The following is a 22555-nucleotide window of genomic DNA, read 5'->3' as shown; positions in this document are numbered from 1 at the left end:
GATCATTCTCCGCAGGGGGTCCGAGAGTGCAGGACGAGGCTTCTCCGGTCGCGACGCCGCCGACCGCCGCCGACACCGCCGGCCAGGCCGTGGCCGATCCGGCTCCCGCCGGTCCCACCGGCCCCGCCGCCGGCCCCGGCGCCGGTCAGGTGCCGTCCGTCGAGGTGGACGTCACGGTCGTCGAGGTGACCACGGGGTCGCGGTTCGGCAAGCCGGGCCCGCCGATGCGCCGGTCGCCGCTGATCATCGGCCTGACCGCCGGCCTGGGCCTGCTGCTCGCCTACAGCGCCTACCTGGCCGTCCAGAACGTCAAGTCGATCCTGATCCTGATCTTCATCGCGATGTTCCTGGCGATCGGGCTCAACCCGGCCGTGGTGCGCCTCACCAAGTGGGGCGTGCCACGCGGCCTGGCCGTGGCGGCGGTCGGCATCGGCGCGATGCTGCTGCTGTGCGGCGGCCTGTTCGCGCTCATCCCGCCGCTGGTCCAGCAGACGGGCGCCCTGGTCGACAGCCTGCCGACGTACATCGACAACCTGCGCCGCAACAACCAGCTCAACCGGCTCAACGAGGACTACCAGCTGCTCGACCAGCTCAAGAATGTCGCCACCGCCGGGAACATCACCAAGGCGCTGGGCGGGGTGTGGGGCGGCGTGCAGGTCGCGTTCAGCGCGCTGTTCAACATCCTCACGGTGGTCGTCCTCACGCTGTACTTCATGGCCGCCTTCGACCGCCTGAAGGAGGGCGGCTACCGGCTGGTCCCCGCCTCCCGCCGCGAGCGGGTCCGGCTCCTCGGCGACGAGATCCTCGCCAAGGTCGGCGCCTACCTGGGCGGGGCCCTGGCGATCGCGGTCGTCGCCGGCCTGTCGTCGTTCGTCTTCCTGCTCATCATCGGCGTCGCCTACCCGTACGCCCTGGCCGTCCTCGTCGCCATCACCGACCTGATCCCGCAGATCGGCGCCACGCTCGGCGCGGTCGTGGTCAGCGTCGTCGGCTTCGCGACGTCGATCCAGGCCGGCATCGCCTGCGTGATCTTCTTCGTCGTGTACCAGCAGGTGGAGAACTACCTGATCTACCCGAACGTGATGCGCCGGGCGGTGAAGGTCACCGACCTGGCGGCGATCCTGTCGGTGCTCATCGGCGTCGCGCTGCTCGGCGTCGTCGGCGCGCTCATCGCGATCCCGGTGGTGGCCGCGATCCAGCTCATCGTCCGCGAGGTCGTCGTCCCCCGGCAGGACCTGCGCTAACTGCGGTTCAGCACGCGGGTGAACCCGGCGGCCGCGGTGGTGGCCAGGGTCCAGCCGGCGGCGATGAGCAGGTACGCGAGCCACTGCCCGGCGCCGGAGGCCCGGTAGGCCGACTCCTGTCCGAAATCGATGATGGGCAGGAGCAGGTCCAGCGTGTAGAAGATCGCGTTGAACGCCGGGGCCTGACCGGGATCGACCGGCCGCGGCGGGTGTGCGGCGTACACCGACGCGCCGAGGGCGAGCAGGGCGGCCAGCCACAGCGCGGCCCGCTGCGGACGGTAGCCGTAACCGACCGTCACGTCCTGCAGCCAGCTCCACGGCCACGTCCACCAGGGCCGGCTCCGCCGCTGCCGGCGCTGCTTGGCGAGCAGCACGGTGCGGGCCTCGTCGTCGTGGCCGAGCTGCCGGTACACGGCGGCGAGCTGCTCGTACGGCTGGGGCGGCGGCACCTCGTCGACGACGCGGGCCAGCCAGCCCAGCCGCGGGCCGGGCGGCAGGGTCGGCTCCAGGGCCTGGTAGGTGAGCCCGTCGAGGCGCAGCCCGGCCGGCCAGGTGCCCGGGTCGTCCCGCACGACGGCGGTGCGCACGTGCCGCAGGTCGACCTCGCCGGTCGGCGGCACCGCGAACCGCAGCGACAGCTCGGCGGCCTCCGTCCCGGTGCAGCGCAGCGCGGCCAGCGTCGCGTCGTCGAAGCACAGCCGCCCGCCGACCTTGGCCGCGGTCACCGACACCCGGCCGGTGGCGGTGAACCCGTTGCAGCAGTTCAGCAGCGACGCGGTGACGATGCCGGTGGCGCGCAGCGACCGCCCGCCGGGGTTGTCGAGCGTTGCCCCGTCGAAGAACGCCGGCCCGGCGACGCGGGCCTCGACGAACGACACCTCACCGCGCACGGTGATGCGCCGGCAGTCGAGCGGCCCGTCGACGGCGCAATTGTCGGCCTGCAGGGCGGCGCCGCCCGGGTGTTCGAGCGTGGCGTCGGTCATCCGCAGGATCCGCCCGATGCGGGTGCCGAGGAGGCGCACCTCGCCCTCGGCCCGCGCCCCGCCGAGCAGGTGCACGCCGCCCTGCACGTCGGCCCGGTCGCACCGCAGCGCCACCCCGCCGGGGTTGCGCAGGGTCGCGCCGGTGAACGTGGCGACCCCGCCGAGCGTGGCGTGCCGCAGGCTGATCTCGCCGTGGACGTCGGCGCGGCGGGCGAAGAACCCGCCCCGCAGCGCCGCGCTGTCGAGGTCGACGGACCGCGGCTGCGGCCCGTGCTCGGTCCCGCCGTGGACGACGGCCCCGTCGAGGTGCACGCCGCCGCCGATGGTGGCCTGGAAGAGCCGCAGCGTGCCGTCGGACCGGAAGCCCTGCTCGGCGACGAGGTCCCCGCCGACCTCGATCCGCTCCGCCGACAGCGCGGTGCCGCCGGTCTTGCGCAGCTCGGCCCCGTCGAGCAGCAGCCCGCCGGAGATCTTGGCACCCTTGAGGTTGAGCGCGCCGTCGCACGTGCTGTGGGTGAGGCGCAGGTGCCCGGTGACGGCGAGGCCGGCGCCGACCAGCCCCGGATACGTCGATCCGCGCAGGCTGGTGAACCCGAGCCGGGCCCAGTAGAGGTCGAGGCGCTGCTCGAACTCGCTGTCCTCGACGAGCAGCGGGCACCCGACCTCGGCGAACGACAGGTCGAGCAGCCCGGTCACCCGGGCCCGCCGCAGCCGCAGCGCCGCCCGCCGCCCGGGCGGCTCCCCGGTCAGCAGCTCGACGAGGAACGCGGCCGGCACCTCGGCCCCGCCGGCGTCGACCCGGGCCCCGACCGGGAACGCCTCGGCGATGCGCTCGACCGCGGAGATGGAAGGAACGGCAACATCAACCTCGGTCGCTTCCACAGCCGCGATGGTAGATCCCCGGCGCCAGGGCCGGCGCCAGGACCGGCGTCGTCGCCGGCGAGGAGAGGGCCGTGCCCGGCACGGCCCTCAGCAGGATCATCCGGCGGTCGGGTCCGAGGCGCGCCAGTTCTGCCGGGTGATGAGCACCCGGGCCTCGTCGGCGACCTCGGCGTCGACCTGGACCGCGTACTGGCCGGCCTGTAGCGAGCTGCGCGAGGTGAAGTCGCGCCGGCCGCCGGTCAGGGCGTGCGCCGACGCGCCGAAGATGGCGCCCCACAGCGCGCCGATGAGGATCGACGAGATCAGCACGGCCAGCCAGCTGCCCTCGCTGAACAGCGTGAACACGATGCCGAGGAACAGGCCGAACCAGGCGCCGCTCAGCGCGCCGGCGGCCGCGGCCCGGCCGACCGTGAGCCGGCCCAGGACGTTCTCGACCAGGCGCAGGTCGGTGCCGATGATCGCGGTCCGCTCGACCGGGAAGCCGTTGTCGGAGAGGTAGTCGACGGCCTGCTGGGCCGAGGCGTAGTCGGCGAAGCGGGCCACGGTGACGGTGCTGCGGTCGAGCTCGACGAGGTCGTCCTGGGAAGGGGAAGGCTGCGGAGGGGTCGTCATGCGCGCCAGGGTAGAGCCACCGGCGCCCGAGCGCCCGGCAACCACCCCGGGTGTGGGAATCCGGGTTCGCTCAGGGCCTCACCCGAGGTCACCGGGGCCCGCCGCGCGGCAACCTTGCAGGCATGACGAACATCAAGCGGCTGCGCCGCTCGCAAACCGACCGCACCGTCGCCGGCGTGCTCGGCGGCATCGCGGAGTACCTCGACGCCGACCCCACCATGATCCGCGCCGTCTACCTGCTGTCCATCCTGCTCACCGGCGGCACCGCGGTCCTCGCCTACCCGATCCTGTGGATCGTCATGCCCGAGGCCCCGCCGGCGCCCGTCTCCCCTGCGCCGCACGATCATCTGCCCTATGGTGCGTGAATGCGCGTCGAGACCCGGATCGTGGCGCCCACCGCGGCGCCGAGCGGTGCGGTGCTCGTCGCGCACGACGGCCCGGAGTACGAGCGCGCGGCCGGGCTGTCGAGCCGCTTCCCCGCCGAGCACGTGGTGCTGCTGGACCCCGGCGAGCGCCACGAGTGGTACTCGGCGAACCCCGCCTACGCCGACACCCTCGTCCGGCGGGTCCTGCCGGCGCTGCCGCCCGGCCCGCGGGTCGGGCTGGGCGCGAGCCTCGGCGCCCTGGCGCTGCTGCACGCCGAGACCCGCCACCCCGGCGCGTTCGCCGGGCTGTTCCTGCAGTCCGGCTCGTTCTTCACGCCGGAGCTCGACCCCCAGGAGGCGGGATTCAAGCGGTACCGCCGGATCGTCCGCTTCGTCGAGAGCGTCAACGGCGTCGATGCGCGGGTGGTCTTGACGTGCGGGCAGGACGAGGAGAACCTGCTGAACAACCGGGCCATGGCGCAGCGGCTGGGCGCGCCGCTCGTCGAGGTGCCCGGCGGGCACGCCATGACCACCTGGCGGGCCGCGCTCGACCCGCACCTGCACCGCCTACTGCGGGAGGTCACCGTTGGACCACCTCATCGGACTGCTGCTCGGCACGGAGCAGGACTGGCCCCGGGCCTACGAGACGCTGATCGCCCGGCTGGGCCCGATCCGCGGCCCTGACGGCACCAGCCACACCCTGCGCACCACCCGCGTCACCATCGAACCGTTCAACCTGCGCGACACCCCGGCGCACGACCTGGTCATCGACCGGCTCGCCTACTGGTACTACCACCCCCGCGAGTGGCTCAAGAAGGTCGCCCTCATGGACGACGTGTACCTGCTCAACAGCCCGTTCACGTTCCAGTCCATGGAGAAGCACGCCGCCTACTGCGCGATGATGCGCCTCGGCCTGCACGTGCCCGAGACCGTCCTCGTGCCGTACAAGAACCCCGTCGACCACACGAAGTGGGCGTACACCGCAGAGCGCTACAACCGCCCGTTCGACCTCGACGCCGTCGCGGACGGCCTCGGCTACCCGCTGTTCATGAAGCCCTTCGACGGCGGCGCCTGGGTCGGCGTGTCCCGCATCACCGACAGCGCCCAGCTGCACGCCGCCTACGACGCCTCCGGCGCGCGGCTCATGCACCTGCAGCAGTCGGTCGAGGGCTACGACGTCTTCACCCGCTCGCTGTCCGTCGGCCCCGAGACGATGGTCATGAAGTTCCGGCCCGAGCTGCCGATGCACGAGCGCTACGCGGTCGAGCACGGCTTCCTCGACGCCACCGCCGGCGACGAGGTGGTCACCATCTCGCGGCTGGTCAACGCGTTCTTCCGGTGGGAGTTCAACTCCTGCGAGTGCCTCGTGCGCGACGGCGTCGTCCACCCGATCGACTACGCCAACGCCTGCCCCGACGTGGCGCTGACCAGCCTGCACTACTACTTCCCGTGGGCGATGACGGCCCTGCTGCGCTGGACGGCGTTCTGCGTCGTCACCGGCCGCCGGCCCAGCCTGGACATGGACACGGCCCGCTACTTCGCGATCGCCGACGCCGCTCACCTGTCGTACCCCGAGAAGCTCGCCGAGTACCGCAGGCTCGCCGACGACTACTTCACCGTCGATGCCTACCGCGAGTTCTGCGACACCGCCCTCGCCCACGTCCCGGCGCTCGTCGCCGAGTGGGTCGCCTCGCCCGGCTTCGACGCGCTGCTCGTCGACACCGTCCGCGCCACCTACCCACCGGCCGAGCACGACCGGTTCGTTGCCCACTTCCGCGGCCTCATCGACCTCTGGCGCCGGGAGAACCCCGCGTAGGGCCGGCCTCGATACCTCAGCGCGGCCAGTCCTTGAGCTTGGCCCGCAGCGCCGCGATCCGGTCCGGCGTCAGGCCGTAGAACGTGAACCGGCCGTCGTCGAGCCGGTCGAGGTAGCGGCCCGCCGCGAGGACGTCGTCGTGCTCCAGCGCCGGGTCCTGCCGCCGGGCCAGGCTCAGCAGCTCGTCCACCGAGTACCGGTCGAGGGCCGCCGCCACGTCGATGTAGTCCCGGACCTCGCGCCGGTTCACCAGGGCCGCGACCTTGGTCGCGATGAGGTCGTCGAGGTGCATCACCGGCCCGACGTCCATCATGACGGGCGACTGCTGACGGTCGAGCCGCGAGAGCGTCAGCCGTACCGTCCGAGCGCCGTCGCCCACCGTGTACTCCCGCTGGTCGAAGCCGGCGAACAGCTCCAGCAGGTCGTCGGCCTCCTCCTCGTGCACGGTGTATCCCGCCGCCCGCAGCGCCGCGCACACCGCGTCGGCGGCCGCCCCGGCCGCGCCCTCGGTGTCGGTGAACAGGTCGACGTCCTCGGTCGGCCGCTCGACGAGCCCGTTCATCAGCCAGGCGAACCCGCCCCCGAGCACAAACCCGTGCCGCTCCGCGACGGCGAGCGCGATCCGGGCGACGTCGGTGTAGAACGGGTCCGGGCTCACCCGGCGGCGGCCCGCAGCCGCGGGTGCCGCGCCTCCCACGCCCGGCGCACGCCGTGCGGAAGATTCAGGTCGGGCCACACCCGCACGAGCATCCGCCCGTTGACGAACCGCCGCAGCTCGTCGTGCCGGATCGCCTCGCGGAGCACGTTCTCATACATCCACAGCAGCAGGTCGCGGTTGTCCACGTCGAACCGCCGCTGCGGATTCCACATCAGCCGCTGCGGCAGCTCCACGACTCCGTGCACCGGCCCGCGCAGCTCCTCGAGCGTCCGCGCGACGAGCGCGGGCCGATGCGGACGCGCGAGATACGCCACCCGCCCCCGGTCCGACTCGCCCTGCATGCGCCGAAGTGTACCGCCGATCCGCTTGCCGGCGCCGCGCACACTGTGCACCATGGGCATCTTCGACTTCCTGACGGGCGGCTCCCAGCCCCCACCGGGCGGCGTGCGGGGAGTCGCGCAGGTGGTCTCGGCGACCCGCCACAACGGCCGGGGCATCTACCAGAACTGCCGCATGCACCTGGTGCTGCAGGCCCCGGGCCTGGCCCCGTACGCCGCCGAGTTCCACGGCCTGGTCCACCACCGCCGCTGGCCCACGCCGGGCGCCACGCTGCCGGTGTCGATCGACCCGCACAACCCGCGGGCCTTCGCGATCCTGTGGGACGAGGTCCCGGACCCGGCGGTCGTGGCCCGCCAGCAGGCCGAGCGGCTGGCCCAGGCGATGCGCGACCGGCCGGCGCCGGGCGCCGGCCCGCCGCTGAGCGACGTGGCCCCCGATCCCCTCTCCCAGCTGGAACGCCTGGCCGCCCTCAGGGCTCAGGGCGTCCTCACCGAGGCGGAGTTCGAACACCAGAAACGCCGAATCCTGGGCACCTGACGACGCGCCGGCCCGCCGCTCTCGACCAGCTCCCGCGCCCTCGACCACGTCGCGTTCCGCATCCTAGGAAGCTAGGTTGATGCCCTCGACCAGAACGAGGATGGGCCGGGCAAGAGATGGAAAAGCAGCCGCGACACGTCGGCGAGCTGGGTTCAGCGGACGCCCGGAGGGCGCGGCCATGATCGACGGCGAGATCTGGCTGCCATGACGACCAGAAGTCGCCATGGATCACGGACGCGCCCTCCGGGCGTCCGGCGTCAGCGGGCGTGGCGGGGTTTCGTTTCGCTCGGGGTGCCCTCGCCCTCGGCCTCGTGCGCGCCGGCCGCGTGCGAGGGCTGGTGGCCGTTGCCGGACGCCACCTCGTCGGACTCGTGGGCCCCACCGGGCGCGATCCCCGCCGCGGCCGGGACCGGAGCCGGACCGTCGTCGTCGCGGGCGATCACGGCCGCAGCGGCGGCCGCGCCGTTCGGGGACGGCGCCGAAGCCGCGGCCGCCGGGGCCTCCTCCGCCGCCCGCTGCTGGGCTGCCGACATCGAGCGCAGCGGGAGCTCCGGCAGGAACAGGATCACCACGAAGCCCACCACCATGATGAACGCCGCCACCAGGAACACCACGCTCATCGAGTCCGAGAAGCCGACCTTGAACGGGTGGGCCAGGGCGGCCGGAAGGCGCTCCAGGAACGACGTGTTGTTGAAGGAGCTGGCGTTGCCCGACGTCGCCGTGGAGCGGATCTGCTCGACGACGCCCGGGTCGGCCCGGGCGGCGGACTGGAACTCCGGCGTCGTCGCGGCCGCCGTGAAGGCCGCGCGGATCTTGTCCGGCATCAGGCTGAACAGGACCGACAGGAACACGGCGGCGCCCAGCGTGCCGCCCATCGAACGGAAGAACGTCACCGTAGACGTCGCGACGCCGATCTCGCGCGGGTTCGCGGCGTTCTGCGCGGCCGTGATCACCGGCTGCATGTTCCCGCCCAGGCCCAGGCCCATCAGGGCCATGACGAGCATGGTGCGCCAGAGCGGGGTGTCGGCGCCGATGCGGGAGAACAGGAACAGCGCCACGATCATGAGCAGGGAGCCCACGACCGGGAAGATGCGGTACCGCCCGGTGCGCGCGATCACCTGACCCGAGACGATCGAGCCGGTCATGATGCCCAGCACCAGCGGCAGCAGCATGAGCCCGGCCTCGGTCGGGGTCGCGCCCTTCACGATCTGCAGGTACAGGGGAAGGGTCAGCAGGCCGCCGAACATCGCCATGCCGAGGATGAAGCTGCTCGTCGAGGCGACCGAGAAGGTCCGCCCGCGGAAGAGGCGCAGCGGCAGCAGGGCCTCTTCCTTGTAGAAGTACTCGGCGACCAGGAAGAGCACCAGGCCGACGGCGCCGATCGCGTAGCACGTCACCGACCGGCCGGAGCCCCAGCCCCACTCGCGGCCCTGCTCGGCCACGGTGAGCAGCGGGACCAGGGTGACGACGAGGGCGAGCGCGCCGGGCCAGTCGATGCGGTGGTCGGTGCGGTGGTGCGGGATGTGCAGCACGCGCAGCACGACCAGGAACGCGGCCAGGGCGATCGGGACGTTGATGTAGAAGATCCAGCGCCAGCCGGTGATCCCGAGCAGCGAGTCGGAGCCGGCGAAGAAGCCGCCGAGGACCGGGCCCAGCACGCTGGAGGTGCCGAAGACGGCGAGGAAGTAGCCCTGGTACTTCGCCCGCTCGCGCGGCGGGACGATGTCGCCGATGATCGCGAAGACCAGCGAGAACAGGCCGCCGGCGCCGATGCCCTGCACGGCCCGGAACGCGGCGAGCTGGTAGATCGAGTCGGCCACGCCGCACAGCGCCGAGCCGACGATGAAGATGCCGATCGCGAAGAGGATGAACGGCTTGCGGCCGTAGATGTCGGAGAGCTTGCCGTACAGCGGCGTGGCGATCGTCGAGGTGATGAGGAACGCCGTCGTCGCCCACGCCTGGATCGAGAACCCGCCGAGGTCGTCGGCGATCGTGCGCATCGCCGTCGAGACGATCGTCTGGTCGAGCGCGGCGAGGAACATCGCCATCATGAGCCCGGCGAGGATGGTCACGATCTGCCGGTGGCTGAGCGTCGGCGAGGTTGTGCTGCTCAAGGCTTCACTCCACGAGAACAGGAAACGACAGCGGGAACGACAGGGCGGCAGGCCGAAGCACGCGATACGAGCCGTGGGCGTTCCACAATCACGCTACTCCCCGAGATCGCGCCCGGCGCGTTGAGGGACACTATGCGGATGTCTGCGACGCTGGTGGTCAAGGGCCTCGCCGCCGGGCACGGCGACAAGGCCCTCTTCTCGGGGCTCGACCTGGTGGTCGCGCCCGGTGACGTGATCGGGTTGGTGGGGGTCAACGGGGCGGGGAAGACGACGCTGCTGCGCACGCTCGCCGGGCTGCTGCCGGCCGAGCACGGCGCCATCCAGCTCAACCCGCCGACCGCCACCGTCGGGTACCTCCCGCAGGAACCCGACCGCCGCCCCGGCGAGACGGTCCGGGGGTTCCTGTCCCGGCGCACCGGCGTCGCCGACGCGCAGCTGCGGATGGAGACGGCCGCCGAGGCCCTCGGCTCAGGTGTCGCCGGCGCCGACGAGGAATACGCGACCGCCCTCGAGCGCTGGCTCGCGCTCGGCGGGGCCGACTTCGACGAGCGCGCCGAGGAGCTGGCGGCGGCGATCGCCGAGCTCGACCGGCCGATGACGGCGCTGTCCGGCGGCCAGGCCGCGCGCGCCGGGCTGGCGTCGCTGCTGCTCAGCCGGTACGACATCTTCCTGCTGGACGAGCCGACCAACGACCTGGACCTGGACGGGCTCGCCCGCATCGAGCGGTTCACCACCGGCCTGCAGGGCGGGGCCGTCGTGGTGAGCCACGACCGGGAGTTCCTGGCCCGCACGGCGACCGGCATCCTCGAGCTCGACCTGGCCCAGCAACAGGTCAACTACTACGGCGGCGGGTACGCGGCCTACCTGGAGGAGCGCGAGGTGGCCCGCCGCCACGCGCGGGAACGCTACGAGGACTACGCCGAGACGCGCTCCGACCTGGAGGCCCGGGCCCGGATGCAGCGGGCCTGGATGGAGAAGGGCGTCAAGAACGCCCGCCGCAAGCAGCCCGACAACGACAAGAACATCAAGGCGAAGAAGATCGAGTCGACCGAGAAGCAGGCCGCGAAGGCCCGCCAGACCGAGCGGCTCATCGATCGCCTCGAGGTGGTCGAGGAGCCGCGCAAGGAGTGGCAGCTGCGGATGGAGATCGCCGCCGCGCCGCGGGCCGGCGCGGTGGTGGCGACGCTGCGCGGCGCGGTCGTGCGCCGCGGCGAGTTCACCCTCGGGCCGGTGGACCTGCAGGTCGACTGGGCCGACCGGATGGCGATCACCGGCGCGAACGGCGCCGGGAAGACGACGCTGCTCGGCGCGCTGCTCGGGCGGGTGGCGCTCGACGAGGGCACCGCGCACGTCGGGCCGGGCGTCGTGGTCGGCGAGGTCGACCAGGCGCGGCGGCTGTTCGAGGGCGACGTCACGCTGCTCGACGCGTTCCGCCAGCACGTGCCGGACGAGTCCCCCGCCGACGTGCGGACGCTGCTGGCGAAGTTCGGGCTGCGGGCCGACCACGTGCTGCGGCCGGCGCGGACGCTGTCGCCGGGCGAGCGGACCCGGGCGGCGCTCGCGCTGCTGCAGGGGCGCGGCGTGAACCTGCTGGTGCTCGACGAGCCGACGAACCACCTGGACCTGCCGGCGATCGAGCAGCTGGAGAGCGCCCTGGACAACTACCCCGGCACGCTGCTGCTGGTGACGCACGACCGGCGGATGCTCGAAGCGGTGCACACCAACCGGCACGTGGACGTGGTGAACGGGACGGTGGCCGAGCGGTGAGCCTCACCGAGTTCTGGACCGAGCGGCACCTGTGCACCCTGGCGACGATCCGCCGCGACGGGACCCCGCACGTGGTGCCGGTGGGCGCGACCTACGACCCGGAGACGGGCATCGCCCGGGTCATCACGTCGGGCACGTCACAGAAGGTCCGCAATGTCCGCGATACCGGACGAGTCGCCCTCACCCAGGTCGACGGCCACCGCTGGTCGACCCTTGAGGGCACGGCCGTCATCGTCACGGATCCGCAGGCGGTGGCGGATGCCGAGGAGCGCTACGCCCGCCGGTACAAGATCCCCCGGGTCAACCCGGCCAGAGTCGTGATCGTGATCACCGTGTCAAGGGTGTTGGGGACCTATCGACCCGACTGACAACCGACGTTCACCCGAGGGCCACACGACCGGCTGACAGTGAGGCCGCCGAAGCGGTTTCGGCTCCACACCCTCGGGAGCATCTTCATGCGCCAACGTAATATCGTCCTGCACGGCCTGCTGGCGGCGGCCCTGGTCGCCGCCGTGGCCGGCTGCGGCTCGTCCGAGAAGGCGGCCGAGGCCCAGAACAACACCTCCGACGCCGCGACGGCCACGTCGGCCGCCGACCTCGGCGGCATGGACGCCCTCATCAAGGCCGCGCAGGCGGAGGGGCAGCTCAACGTCATCACGCTGCCGCCGGACTGGGCCAACTACGGCGAGATCATCGAGACGTTCTCGAAGAAGTACAACATCAAGGTCAACAGCGACAACCCCGACGGCTCGTCGCAGGACGAGATCAACGCCGTCAAGTCGCTCAAGGGCCAGGACCGCGCGCCCGACGTGCTCGACCTCGGCGGCGCGTTCGCCCAGTCCGGCGCGAAGGAGGGCCTGTTCGCCAACTACAAGGTGGCGACCTGGGCCGACATCCCGGACAGCCAGAAGGAGTCGGGCGGCGCCTGGTACAACGACTACGGCGGCTACATCTCCATCGGCTGCGACGCCAAGAAGATCCCGGTCTGCCCGACGACGTTCGCCGACCTCAAGAAGCCGGAGTACAAGGGCAAGGTCGCGCTGAACGGTGACCCGACCAAGTCCGGCTCGGCGTTCGCCGGCGTGTTCGCCGCGGCCCTGGCCAACGGCGGCAGCTTCACCAACATCCAGCCCGGCATCGACTACTTCGCCGCGCTGAAGAAGAGCGGCAACTACATCCCGGTCGAGTCGACCCCGGCCACCATCGAGAAGGGCGAGACCCCGATCTCGATCGACTGGGACTACCTCAACGCCGGCTACACCAAGAAGCTGGCCGAGAAGGGCATCGACTGGAAGGTCGCGGTCCCCAGCGACGGCATCTACGGCAACTTCTACTGCCAGGCGATCAACAAGACCGCCCCGCACCCGGCCGCGGCGCGGCTGTGGGAGGAGTTCCTGTACTCCGACGAGGGCCAGAACCTGTGGCTCAAGGGCTACGCGCGGCCGGTCCGGCTGCCGAAGATGAGCGAGTCGGGCAAGGCCGACACGGCGCTCGTCGCGCAGCTGCCGAAGGTCGAGGCGAAGGCCGAGTTCCCGACCACCGACCAGATCGACGGCGCCAAGAAGGTCCTCACCGACGGCTGGACCAAGGCGCTGACCGGGTGACCATCGCCGCAACTCCCGTCCGGGCACGGTCCTTCTGGGGCCGTGCCCGGCGGTGCGGCCCCTGGCTGTCGGTCGCACCGTTCCTCCTCATCATGCTCATCGGGCTGATCCTGCCGACCGTCGCGCTGGGCTTCGGCGCGTTCGGCAACGGGACCTCCGACATCGAGGCCGCCCTCGGCGGCGGCTACCGCCAGGCGCTGTGGGGCTCGCTGAAGCTCTCCGTCGTGTGCGCCGTGCTCGGCGCGGCGTGCGGCCTGCTGCTGGCCCGGGCCGTGCTGGCCGGCGGTGGCCTGCTGCGCCGCCTGGTGCTCACCGCCTCCGGCGTGCTGGCCAACTTCGGCGGCGTCCCGCTCGCGTTCATGTTCATCGCCACGATCGGCAACGCCGGCATCGTGACCGCGCTGATCCGCGACTGGACCGGCTTCGACCTGGCCAACTCGGCGTTCAGCCTGTACCAGTTCGGCGGCCTCGTGCTCGTCTACCTCTACTTCCTGGTGCCGCTCATGGTCATCGTGATCGCGCCGGCCCTCGACGGTGTCCGGGTGGAGTGGTCGGAGGCGGCGGCGAACCTGGGCGCCACCCGCGCCCAGTACTGGCGGCTCGTGGCCGGCCCGCTGCTCGCCCCGCCGGTGATGGCCGGCGCGCTGCTGCTGTTCTGCGGCTCCCTCTCGGCGTTCGCCACCGCGCAGGCCATGGTCGGCGGCACGGTCCCCCTGGTCACGCTCCAGATCGCGAACGCCCTGTCGGGCAACGTGTCGGCCGACCACGAGGGCGTCGGCGCCGCGCTCGCCCTGGAGATGATCGTGCTCGTCTCGATCGTCATGGCGGTGTACTGGACGATCGAGCGCCGGACGGCGAGGTGGCTGCGGTGACCGCCGTGCTGGAGCCCACGGTGGTGCGCGCGGCCCCGCCGAAGCGCCGCCGCTGGTCGGTCGACCGACCGATCATCCTCGCGATCGCGGCCGTCTACTTCCTGGTGCCGCTCGCCGCCGCCGTCTGGTTCACCATCGAGGACAAGCGCAACGGCGGCGTCACCGGCGAGTACTACGCGGCGATCCCGGCCGCCGACGGCTTCGCCGCCGCGCTGCGCCGCTCGCTGTCCCTGGCCGTGCTCACCGTGCTGGGGGTGCTGCTGGTGACCGTGCCGGCGATGCTGGCCGTCACGCTGCGCCTGCCCAAGCTGCGCCCGATCGTCGAGGGCCTGTCGCTGCTGCCGCTGGTCATCCCGCCGATCGCCCTGGTCGCCGGCGTCCGCGACATGCTCGCCCTCGGGCCGAACCAGCTGGCCGGCACGCCGCTCGGCGACTTCCTGGTCTCCTCGCAGGACCCGGAGCTGCCATACATTCTCATCATCGTGTACATCGTGCTGGCCACCCCGTTCGCCTACCGTTCCCTGGACGCCGGCATCCGGTCGATCGACGCGAGGACGCTCGTCGACGCGGCCCGCGGCCTCGGCGCGTCGTGGCCGACGGTGGTCTGGCGGGTGCTGCTGCCCAACCTGCGCAGCGCCGTGCTCGGCGCCGCGTTCCTCACCCTCGGCCTGGTCCTCGGCGAGTACACGATCGCCAGCATCCTGCTGTTCGAGACCCTGCCGACGTGGCTGGTGAAGATCTCCGGCGCCAGCGGGCAGCTGTCCGTCGCCGTGAGCACCGCCAGCCTGCTGTTCACGTGGATCCTGCTGCTCGTCGTGTCCCTCGCGGACCGGCGCAAGTCCTCCGGAGGTACCGCATGAGCGCGGTCGGTGTGCGCATGCTCGGCATGCGGCGCAGGTTCGGCGCGGTGGCCGCGCTCGACGGGCTCGACCTGATCATCGAGCCGGGCGAGTTCGTCGCCCTGCTCGGCCCGTCCGGCTGCGGCAAGACCACGGCGCTGCGGGTCCTGGCCGGGTTCGAGTCGGCCGACGAGGGCACGGTGTTCGTCGGCGACCGCGACATCACGGACCTGGCCCCGAACAGGCGCGACATGGGCATGGTGTTCCAGGCGTTCAGCCTGTTCCCGAACCTGACCGCGCTGGACAACGTGGCCTTCGGCCTGCGGGTGCGCGGCAACGCCACCGCCGCGCGCCGCAAGCGGGCCGCGGAGCTGCTGGAGCTCGTCGGCCTCGGCGGCGCCGGCGGCCGCTACCCGCACCAGCTCTCCGGCGGCCAGCAGCAGCGGGTCGCCCTGGCCCGGGCCCTCGCGATCGAACCGCGGGTGCTGCTGCTCGACGAGCCGCTCTCGGCGCTCGACGCACAGGTCCGGGTCCAGCTGCGCGACGAGATCCGCCGCATCCAGCAGCGGCTCGGCATCACCACCCTGTTCGTGACCCACGACCAGGGCGAGGCGCTGTCCGTCGCGGACCGCGTCGGGGTCATGCGCGCCGGCCGCCTGGAGCAGCTGGCCGACCCGGACACGCTCTACCACCGCCCGGCCACGCCGTTCGTGGGCGAGTTCGTCGGCACGATGAACCGGCTCTCGGGCGTGCTGGGATCCGACGGTACGGTCAGTGTCCTCGGCTCCACGCACCAGGTGGCCGCGGGCTCGTCCGACGCCGCGGCGGGCGCGGCGGTCGCGGTGCTGGTCCGCCCGGAGGCGATGACCCTGACCGCCGCCGACACGGGCACGGCCCTGGTCGTGGTCCGCACCTTCCACGGCGCCCTGACCCGGCTGTCGGTCCGCCTCCCGGACGGCGACGAGGCCCTGGTCGACCTGCCCAGCCCGGCCGCGGCCGGCATCAAGCCCGGCGACACGGTCACGGTCGGCGTAGGCCCCGGCCCGGTCCTGGTCGCAACCCCGGACGACACCCCGGTCCCGGCCGCCGCGGCCTGACCCCCGACCACTTGCGTCGATCTTGCAGTTGTGGTGCCTCGACACTCCCACGATGTCCGGGTTTGTCAGCCACCACAACTGCAAGATCGACGGGGCCTTCCGCGGGCGGTGCGGAACCGTTCATGCGGCGGCCGGGCCGACGCAATGTCGGGGTCGGTCGGGGTGGGCAGGGTGTGCCGCATCGTCACGGATCGCTGCGCTCGCTTCCAGGCCGCACCCGCCGAGTGGGCGGCCCGGCGGCTGCTCTACCCTGCCCGCGTGGCTGAGGCTGAAGAGGATCCGGTCGCGCAGGCGCACGGTGAGCTGTCGCTCGCCCGGATCGCCCTCGCCGAGGACGACCTGGAGCACGCGGCAAACCATCTCGCCGGCGCGATCGCGTGGGCGCCGGCGCTGCCCGAGGTGCACGAGCTGCTCGCCGCCCTGGCGACCCGGGCCGGCGACGGCGTGGCCGGGCTGTTCCCGCTCGAGGAGCCGGCGTACATCGGCACCGTCGTCGCGCGGGCGCACCTGCTGTCGCGCACCAGCCCGGTGGAGGCGCTGCGGCTGCTGGCCCAGGCGACCCGGTTCGACCCGGCGCAGCCGTGGGCCGACGTGTCCTGGGTGCGGGCGCTCGACGTGGCCCGGCTCGACCCCGACGAGCTGGCCCGGCTCACGGTCGGCGTGATGCAGCCGCTCGGCGACCCGGCCGGCCCCGAGGTGGCGCGGGCCAACGAGGTGTACCTCGACCTGGTCCGCCGGGCGACCGTCGCGCACCCGGGCCACGCGCTGCTGCACGGCGCCGCGGCCGGCCTGGCCCGCCGGTTCCCGGGCCACACCGCCGAGGCCGTCCGCTGGGGCGCCCGCGGCCACAAGCTGCACGCGGACAAGCTCACCGCGGTCTGGTACGCGTACGCGCTGCGGGCCGACGGCCGGCTCAACGAGGCGCTGAAGGTCATGCGGGCCGCGTGGAAGGCCGCGCCGGGCGAGATGGACCTGTGCGCCGACATGGCGAACTGGCTGGCCGAGGCCGGCCGGCTCGACGAGGCCCTGGAGCTGCTCGACACGGCGACGCGGACGGCGCCCGACTACGACTGCGCGGTGCACACCGCGGCCCGGCTGCGCTTCGCGTACGACGGCGACGTGCGGCACCTGGTCGCGCTCGCCGACTTCATGCGCGAGCACCCGGTGACCAGCCACGAGCACGCCGACCTCGACGAGGCCTGCCGCGAGCGGCGCTGGCTCGGGGCCGTGGCCGGGCCGGCCGAGGCGTGCGTGAACGTGCTGCACCAGCTGGCGGCGGAGGACCGGGGACCGATGGCGCACCTGTCGTTGTCGGCTTTGGAGGTACCGTCGGCGCTCGCCCTGCTGCGGAGGGCCAGCCCGGGCATCGAGGTGGAGATCACCGGCCCGCCGCCGGCCGACATGGTGGCGCCGCTGCGGCCCGGCCGGGCGCTGTGGCGCTACGACGCCCTCGACGCCTATCCCACGGTCGAGCCGGCGGCGCGGGCCAGCCAGGAGCTGCTCGCCCGGGTCGCGGCGCCGGCCTGGCCGCACCCGATCGCCGCGTACGACCACGCGCTGCCGCTGGGCCAGCTGCCCGTCGAGGAGCTGCTGTCGCTGCTGGTGCACCCGCCGGCCGCGCCCGACGGCTGGCCGATGGCGCAGGGCTGGTGGGAGCGCTCGGCGCAGACGTTCGCCTGCCTGGGCCTGCTGCACTGCGAGGAGCTGCGGGCCGGGGCCGCTCCCGGCGACACCGCGCGAGCGCGGGCGCTGCTCACCGAGATCGCCTACGGCGTCGAGGACTGGACGACGGACACGGCCTGCTTCGCGCTGGCGGTGGCGGCGTGGCTCGATCCCGCCTGTCGCGAGGACGTCGTCGCGGCCGTGGGGTACCGTTTCCTCGCGGCGGTCCAGGCGTCGCGGCAGCGGGCCGTCACGATCCGCGACTCCCTGGCGGAGGTCGTGCTCATGACCCCCGACATGGTGCCCGACGTCGTCGGCCTGGCCCGGGACGTGCTCGGCCGCGGGCCGGCCCCGGCCGCTCCCGCGCCGGCGAAGCCCCCGAAGAAGAGGCGGTTCTTCCAGCGATGAGCCGGATGCGGCGGATCTGGCAACACTCCCTGACCAGGTTCTGCCTGCTCGGGATGGTCGGGTTCGGCTTCGACCTGGCGCTGCTCGCGCTGCTGAAGACGGTCACGCCGCTGCCGGTGTGGGCGGCGGTGACGGTCGCGTTCTGGGTGACCTACGCGCTGAACTTCGTGCTCAACCGCTACTTCGCGTTCCACGCGCAGGACCGGCCGGTCGGGCCGCAGGTGCTGCGGTTCGTGGCCCAGGTGCTCGGCGACTACGCGCTGACGCTCGGCGCGGTCGAGGGCCTGCACGCGCTCGGGGTGCCGCTGCTCGTCGCGCGGGTCGCGGCCGGCGGCACCAACCTGGTGTGGAACTACCTGCTGTACCGCTTCTGGACCTTCGGCGACCCGAAACGCCGGCGGGCCGGCCGGCAGGACGCCGACCAGCCCGTCGAGCCGGAGAGGGTCGCGGCTCACCAATAGTGACGGCGTCCGGCCAGCGGACGGCCGACCGCGCCCAGGATCCACAGCACCACCCCGATGATCAGCAGCACGATGCCGATCGTCTCCAGGATGCCGACATGCAGGAACAGTCCGAGCAGGAACAGAATCAAACCGAAGATGATCATGTTGGGCTCCCGGGGAGAGGGGTACCGATCTACGTGGATCTGGTACCCCGCACACCCGGTTGCCGAAACACGGTTCACCCGCGGCGGCCCCGGCGGGCCCGCAGGTAGTCGGACACGACGTAGCGGCCCAGGTCGTCGGCTTCGGGAGTGAAGACCCGCCCGCCGTTGCGCCGGGCCACGGCGTCGACGAACCGGCGCAGGCCGGGGTCCTCGCCCAGCATGAACACGTTGAGCACGGCGCCGTAGCGGGTCAGCTGGTCGACCTCGTGCACCGTCGCCGTCACCGTCTCGCGGGTCGACGGCCACATGAAGTACGACGTGCCGTCGTCGAGCAGGTGCGCGGTCGGCTCGCCGTCGGTCACGACGAGGACGACCGGGTCGGAGCCGGGGTGCCGGCGCAGGTGCCGCCCGGCGAGCCGTAGCGCGTGCTGCAGGTTGGTGCCCTGCACCATGTCGGGCTCGACGGCGGCCAGTTCCTCCTGCGAGAGGCGCATGGCATACCGCCCGAAGCCGATGATCTGCAGGGCGTCCTGCGGGAACCGGGTGGCGACCAGGTGCGACAGGGCGAGCGCGGCCTGCTTCATCGGCCCCCAGCGCCCGTCGGCCATCATCGAGAACGACAGGTCGACGCAGAGCGCGACCGCCGCCGACACCCGCCGCTCGGTCTCGGCGATCTCGAAGTCCTCGACGTCGAGCCGGATGGGCAGGGTCGCCGCGCCGCCGGTGGCCTGCCGGCGCACCGCGTTGCCGATCGTGCGCACGACGTCGATGGGCTGCTCGTCGCCGTACATCCACCGCCGCGACGCCCCGGTCAGCTCCCCCGCCGCGCCGGCGTCGCGCAGGTCGTGCTGGCCCTGCCGGCCCGCCTGCAGCTCGGAGAAGACGGTGCGCAGCGCGGTGCCGCCGAGCCGGCGCAGCGCCTTCGGGCTCAGCGTGAGCCCGTCGGCGCCCCGGGTGACCCAGCCCTGCCGGCGCAGCTGCTGCTCCAGCTCGCGCAGCCGGCGCAGGTCGTCGGCGGCGCCGCGGCCGAGCTGCCGCTGCACCGCCTCGACGTCGACGTCGTCCAGCGTCGCGCCCGGATGCTCCTGGCCGAGCTGGTCGACGAGGTCGTCGAGGTCGCCGATCTCCTCCAGCGCCCCGGCGGCCTCGCCGTAGCCGAGGTCGCGGTCGCCGCGGACCCGCTCGCCCCGGCCCCAGTTCATGCCGGGCCGCAGCGCGCGCAGGTTGTCGGTGAGCCGGGCCATCTCGCCGGCGAGGTCGCCGAGCGCCTGGTCCATCAGCGACTGGAGCTCGGCGCGCTGCTGCGGCGTCAGGGAGCGCATGAGCCGCTCCCCGGCGGCGGCCCGGCGGGCGAGGGCGTCGATGAGCTCCTCGACGTTGGCGGGCTTCTCCGGGAAGAAGTCGCCGTGCCGGTTCATGAACTGCTGGAACGCGTCGTCGGTGTTCTCACCGCGGGCGTGGCGGTCGAGCAGGTCGTTGAGGTCGCGCAGCATCTCGCGCATGGCGGCCTGCGCCTCCGGGTCGCGCAGCGCCTGCTGCATGCCCTGGAAGCGCTGCTCGACGACCTCCTGCCGGAGCTGGTCGAGGATCTGCTGGTACCTCTGGCGGGCTTCTGCGGACGCCCACTGGTAGCTGCTCAGCTCCTCCACGGCACGTGCGGTGGAGCGCGGGAGGTTGTCGAGCACGGTCTCGGCGAACCGGGCCTCGTCCGTGTCGTGCCGGGCGAGCTCGTCGCGCTCGGCGGCGATCGCCTGGTCCAGCAGCTGCTGGGCCCGGGTGACGGCACCGTCGAGCTGGCCGCGGCGCATCGCCTCGCGGCGCATTCTTCTGGCCCGGGCGACGAGGTCGTCGAGGCCGCGGCCGCCCTGCGGGCCGCGGCGCAGCAGGTTGCGCAGCGCCTCCCGCAGGCTGCCGCCGTCGAGAACCTCGGCGCCGACCTCGTCGACGGCCGCGCGCACGTCGTAGGGCGGGGCGAGCGGGTCGGGCCCGCCCCGCCACGCCCCGTAGCGGAACCTGTTGTGGCGCAACGCTGTCAGCCTCCGTAAACGGTGCGGCCGTCTTCGGTGAGATCCTTGCTCAGCCGTCTGGTCAGGTGCAGCCCTTCGAGCGCGAACTCGATGCCGGCCGCGGCCTCGCCCCGGCTGGGCGCGTCGCCGAGCCCGAGCCGCTCGAGCACCTTGGCCAGGCCGGGCACCGTGCCGACCTGCCGCAGGATCTCGTCGGCCCCGGCCAGCTCGCCGGTCTCGATGACCTGCCCCTCGGCGACCAGGTCGGTGAACCCGGACAGGTCCAGCCCGGCCAGCCGCCCGCGGAACGCCTCGGCGGTCGCGGTGCGCAGCAGGTGGGCGAGGATCTCGATCTCCCGCCCCTCCTCGCCGCTGTCGAACTCGACCTTGCCGCGCAGCGTGCTCGTCACCGACACGGTGTCGCCGATCCGGGCCACCGGCCGCTCCTCCCCGAGCATCCCGGCCCGCCGCAGCGCCGACGCCGCGACGGTCTCCGCGGCCGCGATGGCGAACCGGGCCGACACGCCCGAGCGCTGGTCGACGGACGGCGACTCCCGCACCGCCCGCGTGAACCGCGCCAGCACCTCGAGGACATGCTCCGGCACCTGCGCGACGAGCTGCGCCTCCTGCCGGACCAGGTCGATCTCCAGCTCCAGGTCGAGCGGGTAGTGCGTGCGGATCTCCGCCCCGAACCGGTCCTTGAGCGGCGTGATGATCCGCCCGCGGTTGGTGTAGTCCTCCGGGTTCGCGCTCGCCACCAGCAGCACGTCGAGCGGCAGGCGCAGCTGATATCCCCGGACCTGGATGTCCCGCTCCTCCAGCACGTTGAGCAGCGAGACCTGGATCCGCTCGGCCAGGTCGGGCAGCTCGTTGACGGCGAAGATGCCCCGGTTGGTCCGCGGCACGAGCCCGAAGTGGATGGTCTCGGGGTCGCCGAGCGTGCGCCCCTGCGCGACCCTGATCGGGTCCACGTCGCCGATGAGGTCGCCGACGCTGGTGTCCGGGGTGGCCAGCTTCTCGCCGTACCGCATCGACCGGTGCAGCCAGTCGACGGGCAGCGCGTCCCCGGCCTCGCTCGCCAGCCGCCGCGAGGCGGGCGTGACCGGCTCGAAGGGGTGCTCGTTGAGCTCTGACCCGGCGATGACCGGCGTCCACTCGTCGAGCAGGCTGATCAGCCCGCGGATGACGCGGGTCTTGCCCTGACCGCGCTCCCCGAGCAGCACGACGTCGTGCCCGGCGAGAATGGCCCGCTCGAGCTCGGGCAGCACGGTGTCGTCATACCCGACGATCCCGGGAAAGCGCGGCTCGCCCGCCCGCAGCTTCGCGAGCAGGTTCTCACGCAGCTCCTCCTTGACGGTGCGGAACCGGTGGCCGCTGGCCCGGAGCTCCCCGACGGTGCGGGGCAGGTCCAGGGGCTGGTCTGGCGTCTGAGTCACAGCATCGAACCTAGCGCGAGATGCCGACGGACGGCGCTGTCGTTTCGCGCAGTGTCAGCTCGCGGGGATTCCGACCCCACACCCCCTGGCACGCCGCCGCGTGGCACCGGCGCCGCGAAGCGGAACTGCGACGGTGCGGCGACGCGGGACCCCGGGCTCTGACGCGCGCCGGCTGCCGCCGCCGACGGGGCCCGCTGGCGTCGCGGTTGTGCTGTCACGCCGACGAGGCCTGCTGGTGTCGCTGTAGTGCGGTCGACTCCGGGGCGGACACCGACTGACGTTGGTCGATCTACCCTCACTTTCCGTGATCAACTTGAGGGTAGATCGACCAACGTCAGTCAAGGCCGGGCCGAGCCCCGCGACTTCCGGTCGCGCCTCAGCCTTGCCGCCGGTGCGGTGTCCGCCGACGTCGGCCGGGTTGCCGGTCGGAGGGGGCGTCCCGGTCGTGCGACATTCCTGGCAGGAGTACATGTTCTGGTCAGGAAGCGGCAGCACGTCATGGCCGCCGGGCGTGGTCCGCGGCGCAAGGACGGCCGGCATCCGGGCGAACCCGTGCCGAGCCGGCCGACCTTGGTGGACACCGCACCGGATCACTCCGGCCGGATCACTCCGGCCGGATCACTCCGGCCGGATCACTCCGGCCAGATCACTCCGGCCAGATCACTCCGGCCAGATCACTCCGGCCAGATCACTCCGGCCAGATCACT

21 protein-coding genes are annotated in these 22555 nt (G+C 72.8%); 13 read left to right on the top strand and 8 right to left on the bottom strand.

Annotated elements, in window-relative coordinates; all coding sequences use genetic code 11:
- Nucleotides 1–26: 26 nt before the first annotated feature.
- Nucleotides 27–1244: an AI-2E family transporter gene (locus tag IEZ31_RS45940; protein ID WP_373294798.1), complete on the top strand. Its 1218-nt coding sequence runs from the start codon at nucleotides 27–29 to the stop codon at nucleotides 1242–1244.
- Here the strand turns inward: IEZ31_RS45940 and IEZ31_RS45935 are convergent.
- Nucleotides 1241–3109, bottom strand: a complete 1869-nt coding sequence (locus IEZ31_RS45935) for a hypothetical protein (protein WP_190256469.1) — start codon at nucleotides 3107–3109, stop codon at nucleotides 1241–1243. The two genes, IEZ31_RS45940 and IEZ31_RS45935, sit on opposite strands and share 4 nt — an antisense overlap.
- 96 nt (nucleotides 3110–3205) lie before the next feature.
- The gene (locus IEZ31_RS45930) at nucleotides 3206–3721 is read right to left on the bottom strand and encodes a YflT domain-containing protein (RefSeq protein ID WP_190256468.1); all 516 of its coding nucleotides are present in this window, start codon (nucleotides 3719–3721) and stop codon (nucleotides 3206–3208) included.
- 122 nt (nucleotides 3722–3843) lie between these two features.
- On the opposite strand from IEZ31_RS45930, the gene IEZ31_RS45925 reads away from it, so the two are divergent.
- Genes IEZ31_RS45925 through IEZ31_RS45915 form a run of 3 tightly spaced genes read left to right on the top strand, consistent with a single transcriptional unit; the run spans nucleotide 3844 to nucleotide 5902 of the window.
- The gene (locus IEZ31_RS45925) at nucleotides 3844–4086 is read left to right on the top strand and encodes a PspC domain-containing protein (RefSeq protein WP_190256467.1); all 243 of its coding nucleotides are present in this window, start codon (nucleotides 3844–3846) and stop codon (nucleotides 4084–4086) included.
- A complete protein-coding gene (locus IEZ31_RS45920) occupies nucleotides 4087–4770 on the top strand; it encodes an alpha/beta hydrolase-fold protein (RefSeq protein ID WP_190256466.1) in 684 nt (227 codons plus the stop codon).
- Entirely contained in the window at nucleotides 4673–5902 is a 1230-nt protein-coding gene (locus IEZ31_RS45915) for an ATP-grasp domain-containing protein (RefSeq protein ID WP_190256465.1), read from the top strand. Before IEZ31_RS45920 ends, IEZ31_RS45915 begins: the two co-directional genes overlap by 98 nt.
- A 16-nt stretch (nucleotides 5903–5918) precedes the next feature.
- On the opposite strand, the gene IEZ31_RS45910 is transcribed toward IEZ31_RS45915, so the two are convergent.
- Both IEZ31_RS45910 and IEZ31_RS45905 read right to left on the bottom strand, forming a co-directional pair.
- On the bottom strand, nucleotides 5919–6560 hold the full coding sequence (locus IEZ31_RS45910) for a nucleotidyl transferase AbiEii/AbiGii toxin family protein (RefSeq protein ID WP_190256464.1): 642 nt from the start codon (nucleotides 6558–6560) through the stop codon (nucleotides 5919–5921).
- A complete protein-coding gene (locus tag IEZ31_RS45905; RefSeq protein WP_190256463.1) occupies nucleotides 6557–6901 on the bottom strand; it encodes a hypothetical protein in 345 nt (114 codons plus the stop codon). The genes IEZ31_RS45910 and IEZ31_RS45905 overlap by 4 nt, the downstream gene beginning before the upstream one ends.
- A gap of 52 nt (nucleotides 6902–6953) precedes the next feature.
- On the opposite strand from IEZ31_RS45905, the gene IEZ31_RS57415 reads away from it, so the two are divergent.
- Nucleotides 6954–7436, top strand: a complete 483-nt coding sequence (locus tag IEZ31_RS57415; RefSeq protein ID WP_229836888.1) for an SHOCT domain-containing protein — start codon at nucleotides 6954–6956, stop codon at nucleotides 7434–7436.
- A gap of 257 nt (nucleotides 7437–7693) precedes the next feature.
- On the opposite strand, the gene IEZ31_RS45895 is transcribed toward IEZ31_RS57415, so the two are convergent.
- The gene (locus IEZ31_RS45895) at nucleotides 7694–9550 is read right to left on the bottom strand and encodes an MDR family MFS transporter (RefSeq protein WP_229836885.1); all 1857 of its coding nucleotides are present in this window, start codon (nucleotides 9548–9550) and stop codon (nucleotides 7694–7696) included.
- A 138-nt stretch (nucleotides 9551–9688) separates the two neighbouring features.
- Here IEZ31_RS45895 and IEZ31_RS45890 point away from each other — a divergent pair, with 138 nt between their 5' ends.
- The 8 genes from IEZ31_RS45890 to IEZ31_RS45855 all read left to right on the top strand — a co-directional run bounded on the left by IEZ31_RS45890 (nucleotide 9689) and on the right by IEZ31_RS45855 (nucleotide 18260).
- Nucleotides 9689–11317, top strand: a complete 1629-nt coding sequence (locus IEZ31_RS45890; RefSeq protein ID WP_190256462.1) for an ABC-F family ATP-binding cassette domain-containing protein — start codon at nucleotides 9689–9691, stop codon at nucleotides 11315–11317.
- On the top strand, nucleotides 11314–11685 hold the full coding sequence (locus IEZ31_RS45885) for a PPOX class F420-dependent oxidoreductase (RefSeq protein ID WP_190256461.1): 372 nt from the start codon (nucleotides 11314–11316) through the stop codon (nucleotides 11683–11685). Before IEZ31_RS45890 ends, IEZ31_RS45885 begins: the two co-directional genes overlap by 4 nt.
- Nucleotides 11686–11772: 87 nt before the next feature.
- Nucleotides 11773–12921 carry an ABC transporter substrate-binding protein gene (locus IEZ31_RS45880; protein WP_190256460.1) on the top strand — a complete coding sequence of 383 codons (1149 nt, stop codon included), beginning with the start codon at nucleotides 11773–11775 and terminating at the stop codon, nucleotides 12919–12921.
- Entirely contained in the window at nucleotides 12918–13793 is an 876-nt protein-coding gene (locus IEZ31_RS45875) for an ABC transporter permease (RefSeq protein ID WP_229836883.1), read from the top strand. Before IEZ31_RS45880 ends, IEZ31_RS45875 begins: the two co-directional genes overlap by 4 nt.
- Complete coding sequence (locus IEZ31_RS45870; protein WP_229836878.1) at nucleotides 13790–14653, top strand: ABC transporter permease; 864 nt, start codon at nucleotides 13790–13792, stop codon at nucleotides 14651–14653. Before IEZ31_RS45875 ends, IEZ31_RS45870 begins: the two co-directional genes overlap by 4 nt.
- The gene (locus IEZ31_RS45865; protein WP_190256459.1) at nucleotides 14650–15729 is read left to right on the top strand and encodes an ABC transporter ATP-binding protein; all 1080 of its coding nucleotides are present in this window, start codon (nucleotides 14650–14652) and stop codon (nucleotides 15727–15729) included. Before IEZ31_RS45870 ends, IEZ31_RS45865 begins: the two co-directional genes overlap by 4 nt.
- 258 nt (nucleotides 15730–15987) lie before the next feature.
- Nucleotides 15988–17799 (top strand): tetratricopeptide repeat protein, encoded by a 1812-nt coding sequence (locus IEZ31_RS45860; RefSeq protein ID WP_229836875.1) that lies wholly within the window; start codon nucleotides 15988–15990, stop codon nucleotides 17797–17799.
- Complete coding sequence (locus IEZ31_RS45855; protein ID WP_190256457.1) at nucleotides 17796–18260, top strand: GtrA family protein; 465 nt, start codon at nucleotides 17796–17798, stop codon at nucleotides 18258–18260. The genes IEZ31_RS45860 and IEZ31_RS45855 overlap by 4 nt, the downstream gene beginning before the upstream one ends.
- Here IEZ31_RS45855 and IEZ31_RS45850 read toward each other — a convergent pair.
- The 3 genes from IEZ31_RS45850 to IEZ31_RS45840 form a co-directional block, all read right to left on the bottom strand.
- Nucleotides 18251–18406 carry a DUF6131 family protein gene (locus IEZ31_RS45850; RefSeq protein WP_190256456.1) on the bottom strand — a complete coding sequence of 52 codons (156 nt, stop codon included), beginning with the start codon at nucleotides 18404–18406 and terminating at the stop codon, nucleotides 18251–18253. The genes IEZ31_RS45855 and IEZ31_RS45850 overlap by 10 nt on opposite strands.
- A 74-nt stretch (nucleotides 18407–18480) precedes the next feature.
- Nucleotides 18481–20433: a VWA domain-containing protein gene (locus tag IEZ31_RS45845; protein WP_190256455.1), complete on the bottom strand. Its 1953-nt coding sequence runs from the start codon at nucleotides 20431–20433 to the stop codon at nucleotides 18481–18483.
- A 5-nt stretch (nucleotides 20434–20438) separates the two neighbouring features.
- On the bottom strand, nucleotides 20439–21848 hold the full coding sequence (locus IEZ31_RS45840) for a sigma 54-interacting transcriptional regulator (RefSeq protein WP_229836873.1): 1410 nt from the start codon (nucleotides 21846–21848) through the stop codon (nucleotides 20439–20441).
- Nucleotides 21849–22555: the final 707 nt, after the last annotated feature.

It is taken from the genome of Dactylosporangium sucinum, from assembly GCF_014647515.1.
Taxonomy (GTDB): domain Bacteria; phylum Actinomycetota; class Actinomycetes; order Mycobacteriales; family Micromonosporaceae; genus Dactylosporangium; species Dactylosporangium sucinum.
Note: the sequence above shows the minus strand (reverse complement) of the source record. Positions and strands in the feature narration are given on the sequence as shown.